Raw genomic sequence first — 22,115 nt, forward strand, 5'->3', positions numbered from 1 at the left:
CATGTTTTCGGCATGCTTGAGGAGGCACGGGCACCTGTGGCTGGTAACTCGGGTTACGAAGGACTGACGGACACGGCAACGGAGTTCTGGCGCGAACGGCTGCTGCCGCTCCCGCAGGAAGCGGCTCTCCCCGTCGACCACGCGTACCCGCAGCGCCCGGACGGGCAGACCCGGACCCGCGCCCGTACCCTCGCCGCTCCGGCACCCGAGAACACACTGCTCGCCGCGTACGCGGCCCTGTTGCACCGCTACGGCGCCCGCGAGGGCGATCTCGCGGTGGCCTGCTCCGGGCTGCCCGTGCGGATCGCCGTCGACGCCGGGATCACCTTCGCGGAACTCGCCGCACGCACCGCCGCCGCCCGTGAGGAGGCCGCCGCCCACCGGGTGCCGGTGTCCGCGCTGGTGGCCCAACTCGATCCCGAACCCACCCGCGCAGGCGGCTGGTTCTGCAACACCGGCTTCGGCGACACCGCCGGTGACCCCCACCCCTGGGACGGCGGACCTCTCGACCTGGTCCTGCACGTCGGCGCGGGAGAGATCCGCGCGACCTACCGCACCGATCTCTTCGAGGCGGCGACCGTCGACCGGATGCTCGGTCACTACGCGGCCCTGCTGACGGACGCCCTTGCCCGTCCCGAAACGCCGGTCGGTGAACTGGCCCTGCTCGGCGACGAGGAGCGGCACCGGATTCTCGTCGAGTGGAACGACACCGGGCACGACGTGCCCGCCGCGACCTGGCCCGCCATGTTCGCCGACCAGGTGCGGACCCGCCCGGACGCGGTGGCGCTGGTCTTCGAGGACACCCGGCTCACCTACGCCGAACTCGACGAACGAGCCAACCGCCTGGCCCACGCCCTCGTCGCCCGGGGCGCGGGACCGGAGAGGGTGGTCGCCCTCGCGGTGCCGCGCTCGGCCGAATTGATCGTCGCCGAGGTCGCGGTGCTCAAGTCCGGCGCCGCCTATCTGCCCGTCGACACCGACTATCCGGCCGACCGCATCGCGTACATGCTCGCCGACGCCGCGCCGGTCTGCCTGGTCACCACCTCGGAGGTGGCCGCCGACCTGCCCTCGGACACCCGGCCCGACCGGCTGCTCCTCGACGACCCGGCCACGGTGGCCGAGTTGGCCGGCATGCCGGTCAACGACCCCGAGGCGCCGCGGTCGTTGACCGTCGCGAACGCCGCGTACGTGATCTACACCTCGGGTTCGACCGGCCGCCCCAAGGGCGTCGTGCTGTCCCACGGGGGAGTGGCCAAGCTCGTCGCCACCCAGAGCGAGCGCTTCGGGATCGGACCGCACAGCCGGGTCCTCCAGTTCTCCTCGCCCAGCTTCGACGTGGCCTTCTGGGACCTGTGCCTGGGCCTGCTCTCCGGCGGCCGGCTCGTCGTCGTGCCCGCCGAACGCCGGGTGCCCGGCGCCCCGCTCGCCGACTACGCGAACGCCAACGGAATCACGTTCATGATCCTGCCGCCCGCGCTGCTGGCGGCCATGCCCGACGACGTGCAACTCCCCGCCGGGGCGACGCTGTTGGCGGGCACCGAACGCGTCTCCCCCGAACTGGTCGGGCGGTACGCGCGCGGCCGCATGATGTTCAACGCCTACGGGCCGACCGAGGCGACCACCAACTCCACCCTCGGCCTGTGCGACCCCGACACCCCGGCCGGCACCATCGTGCCCATCGGTGTGCCCGACCCCGGCACCCGGGCGTACGTGCTGGACGGCCGGCTGCGGCCGGTGCCCGCCGGGGTCCCCGGTGAGCTGTATCTGGCAGGCGCCGGACTGGCCCGCGGCTACCTCGGTCGGCCCGCGCTGACCGCCGAACGTTTCGTGGCGGACCCCTTCGGAGGGCCCGGCGAACGCTTGTACCGCACCGGCGACCTGGTGCGCTGGAAGGCCGACGGACGCCTGGAGTTCCTCGGGCGGGCCGACAGCCAGGTCAAGATCCGCGGCTTCCGGATCGAGCCGGGCGAGATCGAGTCCGTCCTGCGCTCCCACCCCGCCGTGGACCAGGCCGCCGTCGTCGTCCGCGAGGACCGGCCCGGCGACCGGCGGCTCGCCGCGTACATCGTGCCCTCCCTGGACGGCGAGTCGGAGGTCGCCGAATGGAAGGACCTGCACGAACTCCTCTACGCCGCAGCCGGATCCGAGGGGTTCCAGGAGAACTTCGCCGGCTGGAACAGCATGTACGACGGGCTGCCCATCCCGCTCGCCGAGATGCGGGAGTGGCGCGACGCCACGGTGAGCGGCATCACCGCGCTCAGGCCGCGCCGCGTCCTGGAGATCGGCGTCGGAAGCGGCCTGCTGCTGTCCCGTATCGCCCCCGACTGCGAGGCCTACTGGGGCACCGACGTCTCCGAGGAGGCGATCCGCGCCCTCGAAGCCCAGGTCGGGACCGTCCCCGGCCTCGCCGACCGGGTCGAACTCCTGGCCCGCCCCGCCCACGACACCACCGGGCTGCCCACGGGATACTTCGACACCATCGTCATCAACTCCGTCGCCCAGTACTTCCCGAGCGCCGACTACCTGACGGACGTACTGCGCCACGCCGAGGAACTCCTCGCCCCGGGCGGCTCCGTGTTCCTCGGCGACGTGCGGAACCTCCGGCTGCTGCGCACGCTGCGGGCCGCCGTGGAGAGCGGCCGCACGGACACCGACGACAAGGAGGCCCTGCGCGCCGCGGTGGACCGGTCGGTGTCCTGGGAAGGCGAACTCCTGCTGGACCCGGACTACTTCACCTCCCTGGACGGCTTCACCGCCGACATACGGGTCAAGCGCGGCACACATCACAACGAGCTGACGCGATACCGGTACGACGTGGTGCTGCGGCCGACAGGTGGCGATGCGGTGCGCGGTGGCTCGCCGACGGGTGGCGATGCGGTGCGCGGTGGCTCGCCGACAAATGGCGGAACGATTCTCCCCGCCTTCGGGGAGGGACGGAGCTCCGCCGTCCAGGTAGCGGCTCCGGTGCCCGCCGCCGCCGAGGAACTGGCCTGGGCCGGATCCACCACCCTCGCCCTGCTCGACGCGCGGCTCGCCGCCGCCGACCGGCCCGCGCTGCTCCGCGTCACCGGGCTGCCCAACGCCCGGCTCGCGGAGGACCTCGCCGCGCTCGGCGCACTGGACGGGAGCAGCCGTCCCCCCGCGGACGCGACCGACCCCGAGACCCTGCACGAGCTCGCCGCACGACACGGCTACCGGGCCGCCGTGACCTGGAACGGCACCGCCACGGACGGCAGCCTCGACGCCGTGTTCGCCCTCGGCGACGTCCCCTTCGGCGCGCTCTACCGCCCCGGAGACCCCGGCGTCCACCCGCCCGCCAACCGGCCGGCACCATTCCGCGACGCGACCGCGCTCATGCGGACCCTGCGCCTGTACGCCGCCGAGTGGCTGCCCGAGTACATGGTGCCGAGCGCGCTCGTGCCCCTGGACCGGCTGCCCGTCACCCCCAGTGGAAAGCTGGACGGCGCCGCGCTGCCCGTGCCCGACTACGCCGCCCTCAGCTCGGGCCGCGCCCCGCGCGACGCCCGCGAGGAACTGCTCTGCGGGCTGTACGCGCAGGCGCTCGGCCTGCGGTCGGTCACCGTCGACGACGACTTCTTCGCCCTGGGCGGCGACAGCATCATCGCCATCCAACTCCTCGTCCTGGCCCGCCGCGCAGGTCTGCGCCTCACCCCCCGCGACGTCTTCAGGCACCGCTCCGTCGCCCAGCTCGCGCAGGTCGTGACGCTGGACACGTCATCGGGGGAGGAGGCCGACGAGGCGCCTCTCCTGCGGCTGACCGACGACGAACTCGGCGCGCTCCAGGGCGATCACCCGGTCACCGTCGAGGACGTACTGCCCCTCAGTCCGCTCCAGGAGGGCTTCTTCTTCCACGCGCTGGTGGACGGCTCCGACCACGACGCCTACGTCGTCCAGCAGGTCGTCGAACTCACCGGCCTGGTCGACGCCGAAGCCCTGCGCCGGGCCGCCCAGGGGCTGTTGGACCGGCACGCCCCGCTGCGTGCCTGCTTCCGGCAGCTCCCCGACGGCCGGCCCGCGCAGCTCGTCACCGGCCGGCTGGAACTGCCCTGGCGCGAGGTGGACCTCTCCGCGCAGGACGCCGACGTCCGGCACGGCCTCGCCGACGCCCTCGCGGCCGACGAACGCGCCCGCCGTTTCGACCTGGCCCGGCCGCCGCTGCTGCGCTGCGCGCTGGTACGGCTCGGCGACGACCACAGCCGACTGGTGCTGACGTTCCATCACATCATCGCCGACGGCTGGTCGTTGCCCGTTCTGCACCGCGAGCTGATGGGCTTGTACGGTGCCGGGTCCGGTGCCGGTGCCGCTGCCGGGACCGGAGGGGAAGCGGCTGCGGGTGCCGCCGCCGCTCTGCCGCCGGTCGCCCCCTACCGCGCCTACCTGAACCGGCTCGCCTCGGCAGACCGTGACGCGGCCCGTGAGGCGTGGCGTACCGCGCTCGCGGGCCTCGACGAGCCCACCCGTTTCGTCGAGACGCCCTCCGACGGTTCGCCGATCGAGCCCGCGCAGATCCGCGTGGAGCTGTCCGAACGGGTCACCGCCCGGCTGGCGGCCCGCGCCCGGGAACACGGGGTGACCCTCGGCACTGTCGTACAGGGCGCCTGGGGCCTGCTCCTCGGCAGGTTGACGGACCGTCAGGACTTCGTGTTCGGCACCACCGTCTCCGGACGTGACGCCGCCGTGGACGGCATCGAGTCGATGGTCGGCCTCTTCATCAACACGCTGCCGACACGGCTGTGCTGGCAACCCGCCGACACCCTGGCCGAGTTGCTCGGCCGCCTCCAGGACGAGCAGAGCGCCCTGCTCGACCACCAGCACCTCGGCCTCGCCGAGATCCAGCGGGTCGCGGGACTCGCCGGCAGCGGTGAACTGTTCGACACGCTCCTCGTCTTCGAGAACTACCCGTCCGAGCCGGGGCTCACCGACTCCACGGGCACGGTCCGGATCACCGGTCACACCTTCCACGACGCGGTCCACTATCCGCTCGCCCTGATCGTCAAGCCGGGCCGCCGCCTCGACCTGCGGCTCAAGCACCACGCCCAGCGCCTGGGGGCCGACGCCGTGCGGGCCCTCGCCGACCGGCTGACCCTCGTCCTGCACGCCCTCGCCGACGATCCCGGCCGCACCGTGGCCTCCCTCGACCTTCTCTCCCCCCAGGAGCGGGCCGGTGCCCACCTCGCCGGAGAGACCCGCGACGTCCCGGCGACGACCCTGGCCGCCGCCTTCGAGGCGCAGGCCGCCCGCACCCCGGCGGCCACCGCCGTCGTCTTCCGCGGCGAGGCCCTGACCTACGCCGAGCTGGACGCCCGCGCCGAAGCCCTGGCCCGCCGTCTGCGTGCCCAGGGCGCCGGTCCGGAAAGCTTCGTCGCCGTCGCCGTGCCGCGCTCCGCCGAACTGATGGTCGCCCTGCTCGGCGTACTCAAGTCAGGCGCCGCCTACCTGCCGCTCGACCTCGACTACCCGGCCGAGCGCGTGGCGTACATGCTGGCCGACTCGGGCGCGGCGATGGTGGTCACGACGGCCGAAGCCGCCGCCCGCGTCCCCCGGACCGATGGGCTGACGCTGGTCACCCTGGACGAACGGGACACCTTCCCGACGGCCGGTCAGGAGCCCGCGCGGACCGCCGCAGGACCGGACGATCCCGCCTACCTGATCTACACCTCCGGCTCCACCGGCCGCCCCAAGGGCGTGGTCGTCACCCACCGGGCCATCGTGAACCGCCTCGCGTGGATGCAGGGCGCGTACGGGCTCACGCCGGACGACCGGGTGCTCCAGAAGACGCCGTCCAGCTTCGACGTGAGTGTCTGGGAGTTCTTCTGGGCCCTGTGCGAGGGTGCCGCCGTCGTCCTCGCCGAGCCGGACGGCCACCGCGACCCCGCGTATCTCGCGGGGCTCGTGCGCGAACAGCGCGTCACCACCATGCACTTCGTGCCGTCGATGCTGGAGGCGTTCCTCGCCGCGGACGAGGTGACGGCGGACCCCACGTGGGCCGCCGGCCTGCGCCGCGTGTTCAGCAGCGGCGAGGCGCTGGCGGGCGAGGCGGCCGGACGCTGGCAGGAGCTGACCGGCGTACCCCTGCACAACCTGTACGGCCCGACCGAGGCCGCCGTGGACGTCACCCACCACCTCCACGACGGCGAGCCCGGCACGACCGTGCCCATCGGCCGCCCGGTCTGGAACACCGGGCTGCGGATCCTGGACGGATGCCTGCGACCCGTACCGGCCGGTGTACCGGGCGAGTTGTACCTCACCGGGGTCCAACTGGCCCGCGGCTACCACGGAAGGCCCGCCCCGACCGCCGAACGGTTCGTCGCCGACCCCTACGGAGGCCCCGGCGAGCGCATGTACCGCACCGGCGACCTGGTGCGGCGGCGCGTGGACGGCACGGTCGAGTACCTGGGCCGCACCGACCGGCAGGTCAAACTGCGCGGCAACCGCATCGAGCCCGGCGAGATCGAGGCGGCGCTCGTCCGCCGAGCCGCCGTAGCCCAGGCCGCGGTGACCGTCCGCGAGCAGCGGCTCGTCGCCTACGTCGTCCCGGTCCCGGCCACCGGTCCGGACGACGCCCCCGGTATCGACACGGCCGCCCTGCGCGCCGCGATGGCGGAGAGCCTCCCCGCGCAGCTGGTGCCGGACGCGTACGTCGTCCTCGACGCGCTGCCGCTCACACCCAGCGGCAAGCTGGACCGCGCGGCGCTGCCCGCACCCGAGGCCGAGCGCGCCGCGACCCGGCGGGCCCCGAGCGGTGAGCGTGAGCGCCTGCTGACGGAGATCTTCGCCGCCGTCCTCGAACTCGCGGAGGCGGGACCGGACGACGACTTCTTCCTCCTCGGCGGCGACAGCATCCGCTCCATCGGTGTCGCGGGCCGGGCCCGCGCGGCGGGCCTGGCGGTGAGCCCGCGCGATGTGTTCGAGCACCGCACACCCGCCGCGCTCGCCGTCGCCGCCTCGGCCGTCGCCGCCCCGGCCGCACAGGCGGCCGACCGGTCAGCGCCGGCCCTCACCGACGAGGAGACCGCGCACGTCCACCGGCTCGCCCCTGGCGAGGTCGCGGAGATCTGGCCGCTGGCCCCGCTCCAGGAGGGCCTGTTCTTCCATTCCACCTACGACGACGGCGCCCTGGACGTCTACACCGTCCACGAGACCTTCGACTTCGCCGAGCGGATGGACGCCGACCGGCTGCGCGCCGCCGCCCGCGCCCTGCTGGTCCGTAACCCCAGCCTGCGGGCCGGGTTCACCAGCGACGGGCTGCGCCAGCCCGTGCAGTTCATCGTCGGCGACCCGGAGATCCCGCTCGAAGTGGCGGACCTGTCCGAGCTTCCGCTCGCCGAACGGGACGTACGCCTGCGGGAGTTGACGGACGCCGAACGCAGCCGCCGGTTCGATCTCGCCGCGCCCCCGCTGTTCCGGCTGCTGCTCGTCCGCCTGGGCGCCGAGCGCGGCGACCGGCTGGTGATCGGGCGCCACCTGATCCTGTGGGACGGCTGGTCCGCCTGGCTCTTCCTCGACCAGCTGTTCGCGCTGTACGAGTCCGGCGGCGACGCCGGTTCGCTGGCCCGCCCCGGCTCCTACCGCGACTACCTGACCTGGCTTGACGCCCAGGACGACAGTGCCGCCACCGCCGCCTGGCGGGCCGCACTCGGCGGCCTCGACGAGCCCACGCTGCTGGCCCCGGCCGCGGCCGACCGGGGCCTGGAACCGGTCATCCCGGCGCAGTTGGACGTGTTGCTGCCCGCCGAGCTCGGCGACCGGCTGGTGGAGAGCGGCCGTACTCACGGCCTGACGCTCAACACCCAGCTCAACGCCGCCTGGGGCCTGACCCTGGCGTCCGCGACCGGCCGCGACGACATCGTGTTCGGGACCACAGTCGCCGGCCGCCCCAGCGAGGTCCCGGACGTCGGACACGTCATCGGCATGTTCCTCAACACCGTGCCCGCCCGGATCGCGTACGACCCGGCCGAACCCGTCCTGGACCTGCTGCGGCGCATCCAGGGCGAGCGACTGGAACTGATGCCGTACGAGTACCTCGGCCTCGGCGTCCTCCAGGCCGAGACCGGACACCGGCGGCTCTTCGACACCCTTTTCGTATTGCGCGACAACGACACCGGCAAGCGCCTGGACCGGCTGCGCGAGCGGCACGGCGCGACCGCCGTCGACAACGTGGACGCGACCCACTACCCCGTGAACCTTGTCGTGACCCCAGGACCCCGGATCAGGGTCACCCTCTCCCACCGTCCCGACCTCGTCGGTCCCGAGCAGGCCCGCGCCCTGCTCGACCGCTTCACGCTGCTCCTGGAACGGCTCGCCCACGACCTGAGCGCCCCCGTCGGCGGCCTCGACCCGCTGCTGCCCGCCGAGCGCGCCGCGTTCGAACGGGAATGGGCCGACAGCAGGGTGCCCGACCCCGAGGAGACCGTCGCCGACCTGCTCGCCACGCAGGCCGCCCGCACCCCGGACTCCGTCGCCCTGGTCTTCGGCGACCGCACCCTCACGTACGCCGAACTCGACGCCGACGTCAACCGCATGGCCCGGCTGCTGCTCGCCAGGGGCGCGGGCCCCGAGAGGGTCGTCGCCCTCGGGCTGCCGCGCTCCATCGACATGGTCGTCGCGCTCTTCGCGGTGCTGCGCACCGGCGCCGCCTATCTGCCGCTGGAACTGGACTATCCGGCCGACCGCCTCTCGCTCATGCTGGCCGACGCCCGCCCGCTGCTCCTGCTGACGAACGGGGCCGTGTCGGCGACCCTGGACGGCGACCTGACCCGCGTCCTGCTGGACGACGCGGCGGTGGCGGACGAACTGGCCGCCCTGCCCGCCGATCCGGTCGAGGCGAGCTTCAGCCTGGAACACCCGGCGTACGTCATCTACACCTCCGGCTCCACGGGCCGCCCCAAGGGCGTCGTCACCCCCTACCGGGGACTGACGAACATGCAGCTCAACCACCAGAAGGAGATCTTCGAACCGGCCATCGCGGCGGCCGGCGGACGCAGGCTGCGCATCGCGCACACCGTCTCCTTCGCCTTCGACATGTCCTGGGAGGAACTGCTCTGGCTGGTCGAGGGCCACGAAGTGCACGTCTGCGACGAGGAGTTGCGCCGTGACGCCCAGGCCCTGGTGGCGTACTGCGAGCGGCACCGCATCGACGTCGTCAACGTCACCCCGACCTACGCCCGTCTCCTGATCGAGGAAGGCCTGCTGGAGGGACACGTCCCGCCGCTTGTACTGCTCGGCGGCGAGGCCGTCTCGGAGACGGTGTGGTCCCGGCTGCGCGACACCGAGGGCACCTACGGCTACAACCTGTACGGCCCGACGGAGTACACCATCAACACCCTCGGCGGCGGCACCCACGACAGCGCCACCCCGACCGTCGGCCGCCCGATCCGCGGCACCCGCGCCCACATCCTGGACGCCTGGCTGCGCCCCGTCCCGCACGGCGTGCCCGGCGAGCTCTACATCGCCGGCATCGGACTCGCCCGCGGTTACCTGAACCGGCCCGCGCTGACCGCCGAACGCTTCGTCGCCGACCCCTTCGGCGACCCCGGCGAGCGCATGTACCGCACCGGAGACCTGGTCCGCCGCCGCGAGGACGGCAACCTCGACTTCCTGGGCCGCACCGACGACCAGGTGAAGATCCGTGGCTACCGGGTCGAGCTGGGCGAGATCGAGACCGCGCTCAGCCGCCTTCCCGCGGTCTCCCAGGCCGCCGTGATCGTGCGCGAGGAACGACTGGTCGGCTACGTCGTCCCGGCACAACTCACCGAAGAGGAGAGGGAGTCGGCGGAGCGCGCCCAGGTCGGCGAGTGGCAGGAGATCTACTCCGACGAGTACGAGGAGATCAGCACCGCCGTCTTCACCGAGGAGTACGCCGGCTGGGACAGCTCGTACGACGGACAGCCCATCCCCTTCGACCACATGCACGAGTGGCGCGAGGCCACCGTCGCGCGGATCCGTGAACTCCGGCCGCGCCGCGTCCTGGAGATCGGCGTCGGCTCGGGCCTGCTGCTCTCCCGCCTCGCCCCCGACGCGGAGGCCTACTGGGCGACCGACTTCGCCGCCCCCGTCATCCGCAAGATCGGCGAGGAACTGCGCCGCGACCCCTCCCTCGCCGCCAAGGTCGAGCTGCGCTGCCGGCCGGCCGACGACCTCAGCGGCCTGCCCGACGGCTACTTCGACACGATCGTCATCAACTCCGTCATCCAGTACTTCCCGAGCGCCGAGTACCTGACCTCCGTCATCGACGGCGCGATGGACCTGCTGGTGCCCGGCGGCGCGCTCTTCGTCGGTGACGTACGCAACCTGCGGCTCGCCCGCACCTTCCACACCGAGATCCAGCAGGCCCGCTCGACCCCCGAGGCCGACCTCGGCCAGGCGGTGGAGCGAAGCCTGCGCCTGGAGAAGGAACTCCTCCTCGACCCCGACTACTTCACCGGCCTCGGCTACGGCGTGGACCTCCGCACCAAGCGCGGCCACCACCACAACGAGCTGACCCGGCACCGCTACGACGCCGTGCTCTACCGGGGAGCGCCGGACGTATCCCTCGGCGACGAGCCGGCCGTGCCCTGGAACGCGGACCTGGACCTGGCCGACCGGCTGGGCTCCGCGCGCCCCGAGCGGCTCCGGATCACCGGCGTCCCCGACGGCCGGCTCACCCCCGACGCCGTCGATCCCGAAACCCTGCACGAGCTGGGCGCCCGCCTCGGCTACCGCGTGCTGACCACCTGGTCCCGCGAACCGGGCCTGTACGACGCCGTGTTCCTCGCCGCGGGCGACCTCCGCGTGACCGCCGGCCTCTACCTGCCCAGCGGCGCGGAGGCCCCGTACGCCAACAACCCGACCGCCGCGCGCGACGCGAGCGCCCTCGTACGGCGGCTGCGCGAGGACCTCAAGCAGCACCTGCCCGACTACATGGTCCCGGCCGCCTTCGTCACCCTCGACCGGCTGCCCATGAACGACAACGGCAAGCTCGACGTCCGCGCCCTGCCCGACGCCGAACCGGCCGTCGCGCTGGGCGGCGGGCGCGGCCCGCGCACCCCTCAGGAGGAGGTGCTGTGCCGGCTGTTCGCCGAGGTGCTCGGTCTGCCCTCGGTCGGCGCCGAGGACAACTTCTTCGACCTGGGCGGCCATTCACTGCTCGCCACCCGGCTGGTCAGCCGGGCCCGCACCGAACTGGGCGCCGAACTCGCCATCCGTGACCTCTTCGAGGCCCCGACGCCCGCGCTCCTAGCCGGCCGTGCGGACGTCGGCAGGCCCGCCCGTCCGGCCGTCACGAAGGTGGCGGAGCGGCCCGAGCGGATCCCGCTTTCGGCCGCCCAGCGGCGGCTGTGGCTGGTCGAGCGGATCGCGGGCGGCGACACCGGCGGCGTGGCGTACAACTTCCCGCTGGTGTTCCGGCTGCGGGGGGAGTTCGACCCGGCCGCGCTGCGGCAGGCGCTGCGCGACGTCGCCGGGCGGCACGAGGTGCTGCGTACGGTCGTCGACGAGCACGAGGGCGAGCCCTACCAGCGCGTTCTGGCCGCCGAAGAGGCGGAACCGGCGTTCACCCTGAGCGACTGCGGCGAGGGCGACCTGCCCGCACTCGTGGAGGCGGCACAGCGCCGCCCCTTCGACCTGACGGCCGAACTGCCGCTGCGCGCCGAGGTGTTCAGGATCGACCCCGCCGACCACGTGGTGGCCGTCGTCCTGCACCACATCACCACCGACGAATGGTCCGACCGGCCCTTCCTCGCCGACCTGAACACCGCCTACGCGGCCCGGACGGCGGGCGAGGCACCCACTTGGGCGCCGCTGCCGGTCCAGTACGCCGACTACACCCTCTGGCAGGACGTCCTCCTCGCCCAGGTCGGAGAAGCCCAACTCCGTTACTGGACCGAGGCACTGAGCGGAGCCCCCGAGGAACTCACCCTCCCGGTGGACCGGCCGCGTCCCGCCGAGCCCACCGGCCACGGTGCCACCGTTCGCCGCGAAGTGCCCCCGGAGCTGAGCGCGGCCCTGCGAACGCTGTCCGGCGAAACGGGCACCAGCATGTACATGGTGCTCCAGGCCGCCACGGCGGCCATGCTGCACCGGCTCGGCGCGGGCGACGACATCCCGCTCGGGATCCCCGTCGCCGGACGCATGGACGCCGCCCTGGACGACCTGGTCGGCTTCTTCGTCAACACCCTCGTCCTCAGGACCGATCTGTCCGGCGCGCCCTCCTTCACCGAACTGCTCGCCCGCGTGCGGGAGTCCGCGCTCACGGCCTTCGAGCACCAGGACATGCCGTTCGACCGGGTGGTGGAGGCGGTCAATCCCACGCGGCTGGCCGGCCGCAACCCGCTCTTCCAGGTGATGCTGGGTTACCACCGCCGTCCGGGCGGTGACCCCGACGTGCTCGGCATGCCCACCGAGTGGTTCGACATGGACACCGGCAAGGCCAAGGCCGACCTCCACTTCACCTTCGTGGACGAGACGGAGGCGGGCCGGCTGGAACTGCTCCTCCACTATGCCGGCGACCTGTTCGACCACGGCACGGCGGAGCACCTCGCAGAGCGTCTGGTACGCCTCCTGGAGCGGTTCGCCGACGACCCCGCCAAGCCGGTCACGGAACCCGACCTCCTGGACGCCCGCGAACGGCGGCTGGTCCTGGAGGACTGGAACGACACCACCGCTCACGGCGCGGCCGGCGAGACACTGCCGGCGCTGTTCCGGAGCCAGGCCGCCCGCACGCCCTCCGCGACCGCCCTGGTCTTCGAGGACACCACTCTCACCTACGCGGAGCTCGACCTGCGTGTGGAGCGGCTGGCGCGGATGCTGGCCGGGGCGGGCGTCGGCCCGGAGAGCATTGTCGCGGTCGCGCTGCCCCGCTCGGTGGCCCTGGTCGTCGCCCTGCTCGCCGTGCACCGGGCCGGTGGCGCCTACCTGCCCCTGGACACCGACTATCCGGCGGAGCGGCTCGCGTTCATGCTGGCCGACGCCCGGCCGGTGTGCCTGGTGACGGACGTAGGCGTCGCGGTGCCGGATTCGGACGTGCCACGCCTGCTGGTGGACGAGGACGGTACCCCGGCCGCGGCCGGCCCCGGGTCGCCGCTGCCCACGTCGTACGACCCGCGCGATCCGGCGTACGTAATCTACACGTCGGGTTCGACGGGTCGTCCGAAGGGTGTGGTCGTTCCGCAGGCCGGGATCGTGAACCGGTTGTTGTGGATGCAGGCGGAGTACGGACTGACCTGCGAGGACCGGGTGTTGCAGAAGACTCCGTCGAGTTTCGACGTGTCGGTGTGGGAGTTCTTCTGGCCGCTGATCACGGGCGCCACGCTGGTCGTCGCCCGGCCCGAGGGGCACAAGGACCCGGTGTACCTGGCCGGGCTGATCCGGCGCCGACGAGTGACGACAGTCCACTTCGTGCCGTCGATGCTCCAGGCGTTCCTCGACTCGCCGGACGCGGCCGGCTGCGACGGCCTGCGGCAGGTGATGTGCAGCGGCGAGGCGCTGCCCGCGCCGCTGGCCGCGCGCTTCCACGAGGTGCTGGACGGCACGCGGTTGCACAACCTGTACGGCCCGACCGAGGCGTCCGTGGACGTCACCGCCCGCGAGGTGGGCCCCGGCGCGGGCGTAGTTCCGATCGGCCGCCCGGTGTGGAACACCCGCGTGTACGTCCTGGACGCCGCTCTCCGTCCGGTGCCGCCGGGCGTCGCGGGTGAGCTGTACCTCGCCGGTGTGCAGCTGGCCCGGGGCTATCTGGGTCGCCCTGGACTGACGGCGGAGCGCTTCACGGCCGATCCGTACGGTCCGGCGGGCAGTCGCATGTACCGCACCGGTGACCTCGCGCGCTGGAAGCGGGACGGCGAGTTGGAGTACCAGGGCCGCGTCGACGACCAGGTGAAACTGCGCGGCTTCCGGATCGAACCCGGCGAGATCGAGAGCGTGCTGGCACGCCACGAGGCCGTGGCCCATGCCACCGTCCTGGTACGAGACGAGCACCTGGTGGCCTACGTGGTCCCCGCGCCCGGCCGTACGCCCGTACCCGCGGAGCTGCGCGCGCACCTGGCGGCGGCGCTGCCCGGCCACATGGTCCCGGCCGCTTTCCTCGTCCTGGACACCCTCCCGCTCACCCCCAACGGCAAGCTGGACCGCAGGGCCCTGCCCGCGCCCGACTTCGCCGCCGCGACGACCGCGACCGTCCCTCGCACGCCGGTGGAGGAACTGCTGTGTGACGTGTTCGCCACCGTCCTCGGGCTCGAAAAGGTCGGCCCCGACGACGACTTCTTCGCCCTCGGCGGCCACTCGCTGCTGGCGATGCGACTCGTCAGCCGGATCCGGACGGTCCTGGGCGCCGAGGTGTCCCTGCGCGAACTCTTCGACGCCCCGACCGTGGCCCGGCTCGCCACCCGGCTGGACGCGATCCGCGCCACCACCCGCCCGGCCCTCACCGCCCCCCGGGAGCACCCGGAACGGCTGCCGCTCTCCTCCGCCCAGCAGCGACTGTGGCTGCTGCACCAGGTCGACGGCCCGAACCCGGCGTACAACATCCCGGCCGCCTGGCGGCTGACCGGGCAACTCGACCGTGCCACCCTGGAGTCGGCGGTCAACGACCTCGTCGCCCGGCACGCCACCCTGCGCACGGTCTTCCCCGCCGAGGACGGGCTCCCCTACCAGCGGGTCCTGGAGCCCGCCGAGGCCCGGGTCGAGCTGGTCACCGCGCCCTACGGGCAACTCGCCGGGGCCGCCGCCCACAGCTTCGACCTGGAGCGCGAACTCCCGCTGCGCGCCACCCTGTTCGAGACGGGACCCGACGAACACGTCCTGCTGCTCCTGCTGCACCACATCGCCACCGACGAGTGGTCCGACCGGCCGCTGCTCGCCGACCTGGGCACCGCCTACGCCGCGCGCGCGGCAGGCCGCGCCCCCGACTGGGCCCCGCTGCCCGTGAGTTACACCGACTACACCCTCTGGCAGCGCGAGCTGCTCGACGACAGCGGCGAGGACCTGCTCGCGTACTGGACCGAGCACCTGCGCGGCCTGCCCGAGGAACTGGTCCTGCCCACCGACCGGCCGCGCCCCGCGGAGTCCGGCCACGGCGGCGGCACCGTCGGCTTCACCGTCCCGCCCGAGCTGGAACGCGCCCTGCGCGCACTGGCCCGCGCCGAGGGCGCCAGCATGTTCATGGTCGCCCAGGCCGCCGTGGCCGCCCTGCTGCACCGGCTGGGCGCGGGCGACGACATCCCGCTCGGCGCCCCCGTCTCCGGCCGCAGCGACGAGGGACTCGAGGACCTCGTCGGCTTCTTCGTCAACTCGCTGGTCCTGCGCACCGACCTGTCCGGCGACCCGGACTTCGCCGAGCTGCTGCGCCGGGTCCGCGAGACCGACCTGGCCGCCTACGAGCACCAGGACCTGCCCTTCGAGCGGCTGGTGGAAGCGGTCAACCCGGCGCGTTCGCTCGCCCGGCACCCGCTGTTCCAGGTGATGGTCGTCCACCTCGCCGGGCCCGGCTCCACGCCCGTCCTGCCGGGACTCACCGCCCGGCCCGAACCGGTCGGTCAGGAGACCGTCAAGTTCGACCTCAGCTTCGACTTCGTCGAACAGGGCGAAGGCAACGGCATCCAGGGCTGGATCGAGTACAGCGCCGACCTGTTCGACCCCGGCACCGCCGAACTGCTGGCCCGCCGTCTGGTGCACCTCCTCGAACAGGTGGCCGCCGCCCCGGAACGGCCGCTCGCCCTGCTCGACGTGCTGGCCGAGGACGAGCGCGCCCTCGTCCTCACCGACTGGAACGACACCGCCCACCCGGTGCCGGACCTGACCCTGCCCGAACTCTTCCGCGCCCAGGCGGCTCGTACCCCGGCCGGAACGGCCCTCGTCTTCGAGGACACCTCCCTCACCTACGCGGAGCTCGACCTGCGCGTCGAGCGGCTCGCGCACACGCTGGTCGCGGCCGGCGTACGGCCCGGGAACACCGTCGCCGTCGCGCTGCCCCGCTCGGTGGCCCTGGTCGTCGCCCTGCTGGCCGTGCACCGCGCGGGCGGCGCCTATCTGCCGCTGGACACCGACTATCCGGCGGAGCGGCTCGCGTTCATGCTGGCCGACGCCCGCCCTGTCTGTGTGGTGACCGACGGCCGGACCGCCCTGCCGGAGTCCGACGTGCCGCGCCTGCTCGTCGACGACGCGACGACTCCGCCGCCCGCCCCCCGGACCCCGCTGCCCGCCGTGTACGACCCGCGCGATCCGGCGTACGTGATCTACACGTCGGGGTCGACGGGTCGTCCGAAGGGTGTGGTCGTTCCGCAGGCCGGGATCGTGAACCGGTTGTCGTGGATGCAGGCGGAGTACGGACTGACGTCCGGGGACCGGGTGTTGCAGAAGACGCCGTCGAGTTTCGACGTGTCGGTGTGGGAGTTCTTCTGGCCGCTGATCACGGGCGCAGCCCTGGTGGTGGCACGGCCCGAGGGACACAAGGACCCCGCGTACCTGGCCGACCTGATCCGGCGCCGGGGGATCACCACGGCGCACTTCGTGCCGTCGATGCTCCGCGCGTACCTGGCCGAACCGGCGGCGGCCGACCGCACCAGCCTGCGGCAGGTGATGTGCAGCGGCGAGGCGCTGCCCGCTCCGCTGGCCGCGCGCTTCCACCAACTGCTGGGCGGCACAAGGCTGCACAACCTCTACGGGCCCACCGAGGCGTCCGTGGACGTCACCGCGCACGAGGTTCTGCCAGGTGCGGCCGTCGTACCGATCGGCCGCCCGGTGTGGAACACCAGGACCTACGTCCTGGACGCCGCCCTCCGTCCGGTGCCGCCGGGCGTCGCGGGTGAGCTGTACCTCGCCGGGGACCAACTGGCCCACGGCTACCTCGGCCGCCCGGACCTGACGGCGGAGCGCTTCACGGCCGATCCGTACGGTCCGGCGGGCAGTCGAATGTACCGCACCGGTGACCTCGCGCGCTGGACGCGGGACGGCGAGCTGGAGTACCTGGGGCGTGTCGACGACCAGGTGAAACTGCGCGGCTTCCGGATCGAACCCGGCGAGATCGAGACCGTGCTCGCCGGGCACGCCACCGTCGCCCACGCCACCGTGCTGGTACGCGACGAGCACCTGGTCGCGTACGTGGTCCCGGCCACCGGCCGCACCCCCGACACGGCGGAGTTGCGCGCCCACACCGCCGCCCGCCTGCCGGACCACATGGTCCCGGCCGCCTTCGTGGCCCTGGACACCCTCCCGCTCACCCCCAACGGGAAGCTGGACCGCCGGGCGCTGCCCGCGCCCGACTTCGCCGCCGAGGTCACCGCCACCCTGCCGCGCACCCCGCGCGAGGAACTGCTCTGCGAGCTGATCGCGACCGTCCTCGGACTCGAACGGGTGGGCCCCGACGACGACTTCTTCACCCTCGGCGGCGACAGCATCGTCGCCATGCAACTGGTCGGCCGCCTCCGCGCGGCCGGCCTGACGATCACGCCCCGGGACGTCTTCCGCCACAAGTCGGCCGCCGGACTCGCCGCCGTCGCCGTGGACTCCGTACGCCGCGAGGACGACGACCCGGCAACCGCGCTGCTCGACCTGACCGCCGAGGAACGAGCCGAACTCCCGGCGGATGCCGAGCTGTTGCCGCTGTCACCGCTCCAGGCCGGACTGCTCTTCCACGCCTCCTTCGACTCCGCCGACCTCGGACCCGACGTCTACACGGTCCAGGTGTCGTACGACCTTGAAGGACCGCTCGACACCGCACGGCTCCGCGCCGCCGGACAGGCCCTGCTCGACCGGCACGACAGCCTCCGCTCCGGCTTCCGCTACCTGTCCTCGGGACGCCCGGTGGCCGTCGTGCCCCGGACCGTGCCGCTGCCCTGGCGCCAGGTGGACGTCGGCGACGACGAGGACTGGGAGCGTCTGCTGCTTCAGGAGAGGCGCCGTTTCGACCCGGCGGAGCCGCCCCTGCTGCGACTGCTCCTCGCCCGGCTCGCGGACGGCGGCCACCGGCTCGTCCTCTCCCACCAGCACCTGCTGCTGGACGGCTGGTCCGTGCCGCGCCTGATGACCGAGCTGACCCGGCTCTACGACGGCCGGGCCGCGCTGCCCGCCGCCGTCCCCTACCGGGACTACCTCCGCTGGCTCACCCAGCAGGACACTGCCGCCTCTGCCACCGCGTGGGCCGAGGCGCTGGACGGCCTCGACGAGCCCACGCACCTGGTGCCCGCCGACCCGAACCGGGCACCGGCCGTACCGCACACCCACACCGTGGAGGCCGACGCCGGGCTGACCGCCGCCCTCACCGGACTGGCCCGCGACCGCGGCCTGACCGTCAACACCCTGGTCCAGTGCGCCTGGGGCATCCTGCTGTCCCGGCTCACCGGCCGTGACGACGTGGTGTTCGGCGCCACGGTCGCCGGACGGCCCCCGGAGATCGACGGGGTCGAATCGATGGTCGGACTCTTCATCAACACCGTGCCGGTCCGGGTCCGGATCCGGGACGGGGAACCGCTCGCCGCCCTCCTCGACCGGCTCCAGGACGAGCAGTCCCGGCTGATCAGCCACCAGTACCTGGGCCTGTCCGACATCCAGCGCGGCGCCGGACTCGGTGAACTCTTCGACACCCTGGTCGTGTTCGAGTCGTATCCCGTAGAAGACAACGCCGACGACGAGGACGCCACCGGCCTGCGTGCGACCGTCCGCGACCACCAGGACTCCACGCACTACCCCTTCGCCTGGGCCGTGGAGCCCGCCGAACGGCTGCGCCTGACCGCCGAGTTCCGGCCCGACCTGTTCGAGCCCGCGACGGCCCGGCGGATGGCCGCCTCGATGCTCACCGTCCTCAAGGCGATGACCGCCGCACCCGCACAGCCGGTCGGCCGGGTCGACATCCTCACCCCCGCCGACCGGCACACCATCCTGGAGACCTGGAACGACAACGCCCTCCCGGCCCAGGGAGGCACGGTCCCCGGCCTCTTCGAGGCGCAGGCCGCCGCCGCACCGGACGCCGTCGCCGTCACCGACGCGCACGACACCTGGACCTTCGCCGAACTGAACGCCCGCGCCGACCGGCTGGCCCGGGTACTCGCCGCGCGCGGCGCCGGTCCGGAGCGGATCGTGGCCCTGTCCCTGCCCCGAAGGGCCGACCACATCACCGCGATCCTGGCCGTCATGAAGGCGGGCGCCGCCTATCTCCCGCTGGACACGGAACTGCCCGCCGAGCGGACCCGCGACATGCTCGACGACGCCCGCCCCGTCCTGATCCTCACCACCGCCGAACTGGCCGCCGCACTGCCGGACACGGACATCCCCGCCCTGTTCCTGGACGCCGCGCACGACGAGCCGCAGGCCGAACCGACGGCTCCCGCCGCCGACCACCCCGCCTACGTCATCTACACCTCCGGCTCCACCGGCAGGCCCAAGGGCGTCGTCGTCACCCACCGCAGCGTCGCCAACCTCTTCCACAGCCACCGCCGCGATCTGCACGAACGCGCCAGGGAACTGACCGGCCGCCGCCACCTCCGCGTCGGACACGCCTGGTCGTTCTCCTTCGACGCCTCCTGGCAGCCGCAGCTGTGGCTGCTGGACGGCCACGCCCTGCACATCGCCGACGAGGAGACCCGCCGCGACCCCGAACTCCTCGCCGCCCTCATCCGGGAACAGCGCCTCGACTTCATCGAGGTCACACCCTCCTTCCTGGACCGGATGGCGGACAGCGGGCTGTTCGGGGAGGACGGCGACTGCCCGCTCGCCGTGGTCGGCTTCGGCGGCGAGGCCGTACCCGACTCGCTCTGGTCCCGGCTGCGCGCCCTGCGCTCCACGGAGGCGTTCAACCTCTACGGACCCACCGAGGCCACCGTCGACGCCCTCGTGGGACGGGTACGGGACAGCGACCGCCCGGTGGTCGGCCGCCCCGTCCACAACACCCGCGCCTACGTCCTCGACGCGGCGCTCCGCCCCGTACCGCCCGGCGTCACCGGCGAGCTGTACCTGTCCGGCGGAGGGCTGGCCCGCGGCTACCTGGGCCGCCCCGACCTGACGGCGGACCGGTTCGTGGCCGACCCGCACGGCCCCGCGGGCGCCCGCATGTACCGTACGGGCGACCTGGCCCGCTGGACCGAGGACGGCCTGCTGGAGTACGCCGGACGCTCCGACGACCAGGTCAAGATCCGGGGCTACCGGATCGAACTCGCCGAGATCGAGGCGGCGTTGGACGCCCACGCGTCCGTCGCCCAGGTCGTGGTCACCGTCCGCGAGGACCGGCCCAGGGTGAAGCAGCTCGTCGGGTACGTCGTCGGGGCCGAGGGCACCGCGCCCGACCCGGCAGCCCTGCGCGCCCACACCTCGGCCCTGCTGCCCGAGTACATGGTCCCCGCCGCCGTGGTGGTCCTGGACCGGCTGCCGCTGCTGTCCAACGGCAAACTGGACCGCAAGTCGCTGCCCGCCCCGGACTTCACGGCCACCACGGGCGGACGCGAGCCCGAGACCGACACCGAGCGCGCGCTGTGCGCCGTCTTCGCCGAGGTACTGGGCCTGCCCGCCGAGGCCCTCGGAACCGACGACGACTTCTTCGCCCTCGGCGGCGACAGCATCGTCGCCATGCAGATGGTCAGCCAGGCCCGCGCGGCCGGCCTGCGGATCACCCCGCGCCAGGTGTTCCAGCACCGCGACGTCGCCGCGCTGGCCGCCGTCGCCGTCCCGCTGGACCCGGCCGAGTCGGTCCGCAAGCACGACGGCGGCACCGGCGAGGTCCCGCTCACCCCGATCATGCACGCGCTGCGCGAACGCGGCGGCCCCATCGACGGCTACCACCAGGCCGCCCTGCTCCGGACACCTGCGGACCTGGACGAAGCCGGACTGACGGCCGTGCTGCGGGCCGTCGCCGACCGGCACGACATGCTGCGCGCCCGTCTCGTGCGCGCCGGTGAACACGGCGAGGAGTGGACGCTGCGCGTGCCGCCGCCGGGCAGCGCCGACGTGGCGGACTGGATCCGCCGGGCCGACGTGTCCGGCGCCGACGACGGGGCGCTGCGCGCAGCCATCGCCGAACACGCGGAAGCCGCCCGCGCACGGCTCGACCCCGACGGCGGAGGCATGGTGCGGGCCGTGTGGTTCGACGCGGGCCCGGACCGGCCGGGACGGCTGCTGCTGCTCGTCCACCACCTGGTCATGGACGGGGTGTCGTGGCGCGTGCTGCTGCCCGACCTCGCCGCCGCGTGGCAGGCGGTCGCGGCCGGCCGCACCCCGGAGCTGCCGCCCGTCGACATCTCCTTCCGCCGCTGGTCCGAACTGCTCGCCGCGCGGGCCACGGCACCCGTCACGGAGGACGAACTGCCGCTGTGGACCTCGGTCCTGGCCGACGGAGCCAGGCTGCCGCTGGCCCGTGACCTCGACTCCGGGCGCGACACCGTCGAGACCACCCGGTACCTCTCCCTGACCCTGCCCGCCGACCTCACGGGCCCCCTGCTCAGCCGGGTGCCCGCGGCCTACGGCGCCACCGTCAACGACGTACTGCTGACCGCGTTCGCCCTGGCCGTCGCCGACTGGCGGGCCCGCACGACGGACGCCGCCGACAACGCCGTCCTGGTGGACCTGGAGGGCCACGGCCGGGAGGAGGAACTGGCGGTCAACGCCGATCTGTCCCGCACGGTCGGCTGGTTCACCAGTGTCGTACCGGTCCGGCTGGACCCGGGCCCGATCGACCTGGCCGACGCCTTCGCGGGCGGTCCGGCCCTGGACACGGCGGTGGCCCGGATCGGCGAACACCTGGCGGCGCTGCCCACGGCCGGCATCGGCCACGGTCTGCTGCGCCGGCTCAACCCGCTGACCGGACCGGAACTCGCCCGGTACGGCGAGCCGCAGATCGAGTTCAACTACATGGGCCGCTTCGACCATCCGGAGGCCGCCGACTGGTCCTACGCCGAGGAGGGCGACGCCGCCGACCTCGACGCGGACCCGGCCATGCCGATGTCGCACGCCCTCACCGTCAACGCCCTCACCGAGGACCGCCCCGGCGGCCCGGAACTGGGCGCCCACTGGGCCTTCGCCGACGAACTGCTGACGGAGGAGACCGTACGGGACCTGGCGCGGACCTGGTTCCGGGCGCTGGAGGCCCTGGTGCACCGCGCGGCCCGTACGCGGTCCTGACCCGACGACCGAGAAAC

The 22,115-nt window shown here is 73.4% G+C and carries 1 protein-coding gene; it reads left to right on the forward strand.

The genetic code is table 11. From position 1 onward, the window contains the following. The first annotated feature begins 36 nt into the window (after window positions 1-36). Window positions 37-22,098 (forward strand): non-ribosomal peptide synthase/polyketide synthase, encoded by a 22,062-nt coding sequence (locus tag ACIP79_RS13240; RefSeq protein ID WP_401222663.1) that lies wholly within the window; start codon window positions 37-39, stop codon window positions 22,096-22,098. Window positions 22,099-22,115: the final 17 nt, after the last annotated feature.

It is taken from the genome of Streptomyces sp. NPDC088747 (genome assembly GCF_044751025.1).
In the GTDB taxonomy this organism is placed as follows: domain Bacteria; phylum Actinomycetota; class Actinomycetes; order Streptomycetales; family Streptomycetaceae; genus Streptomyces.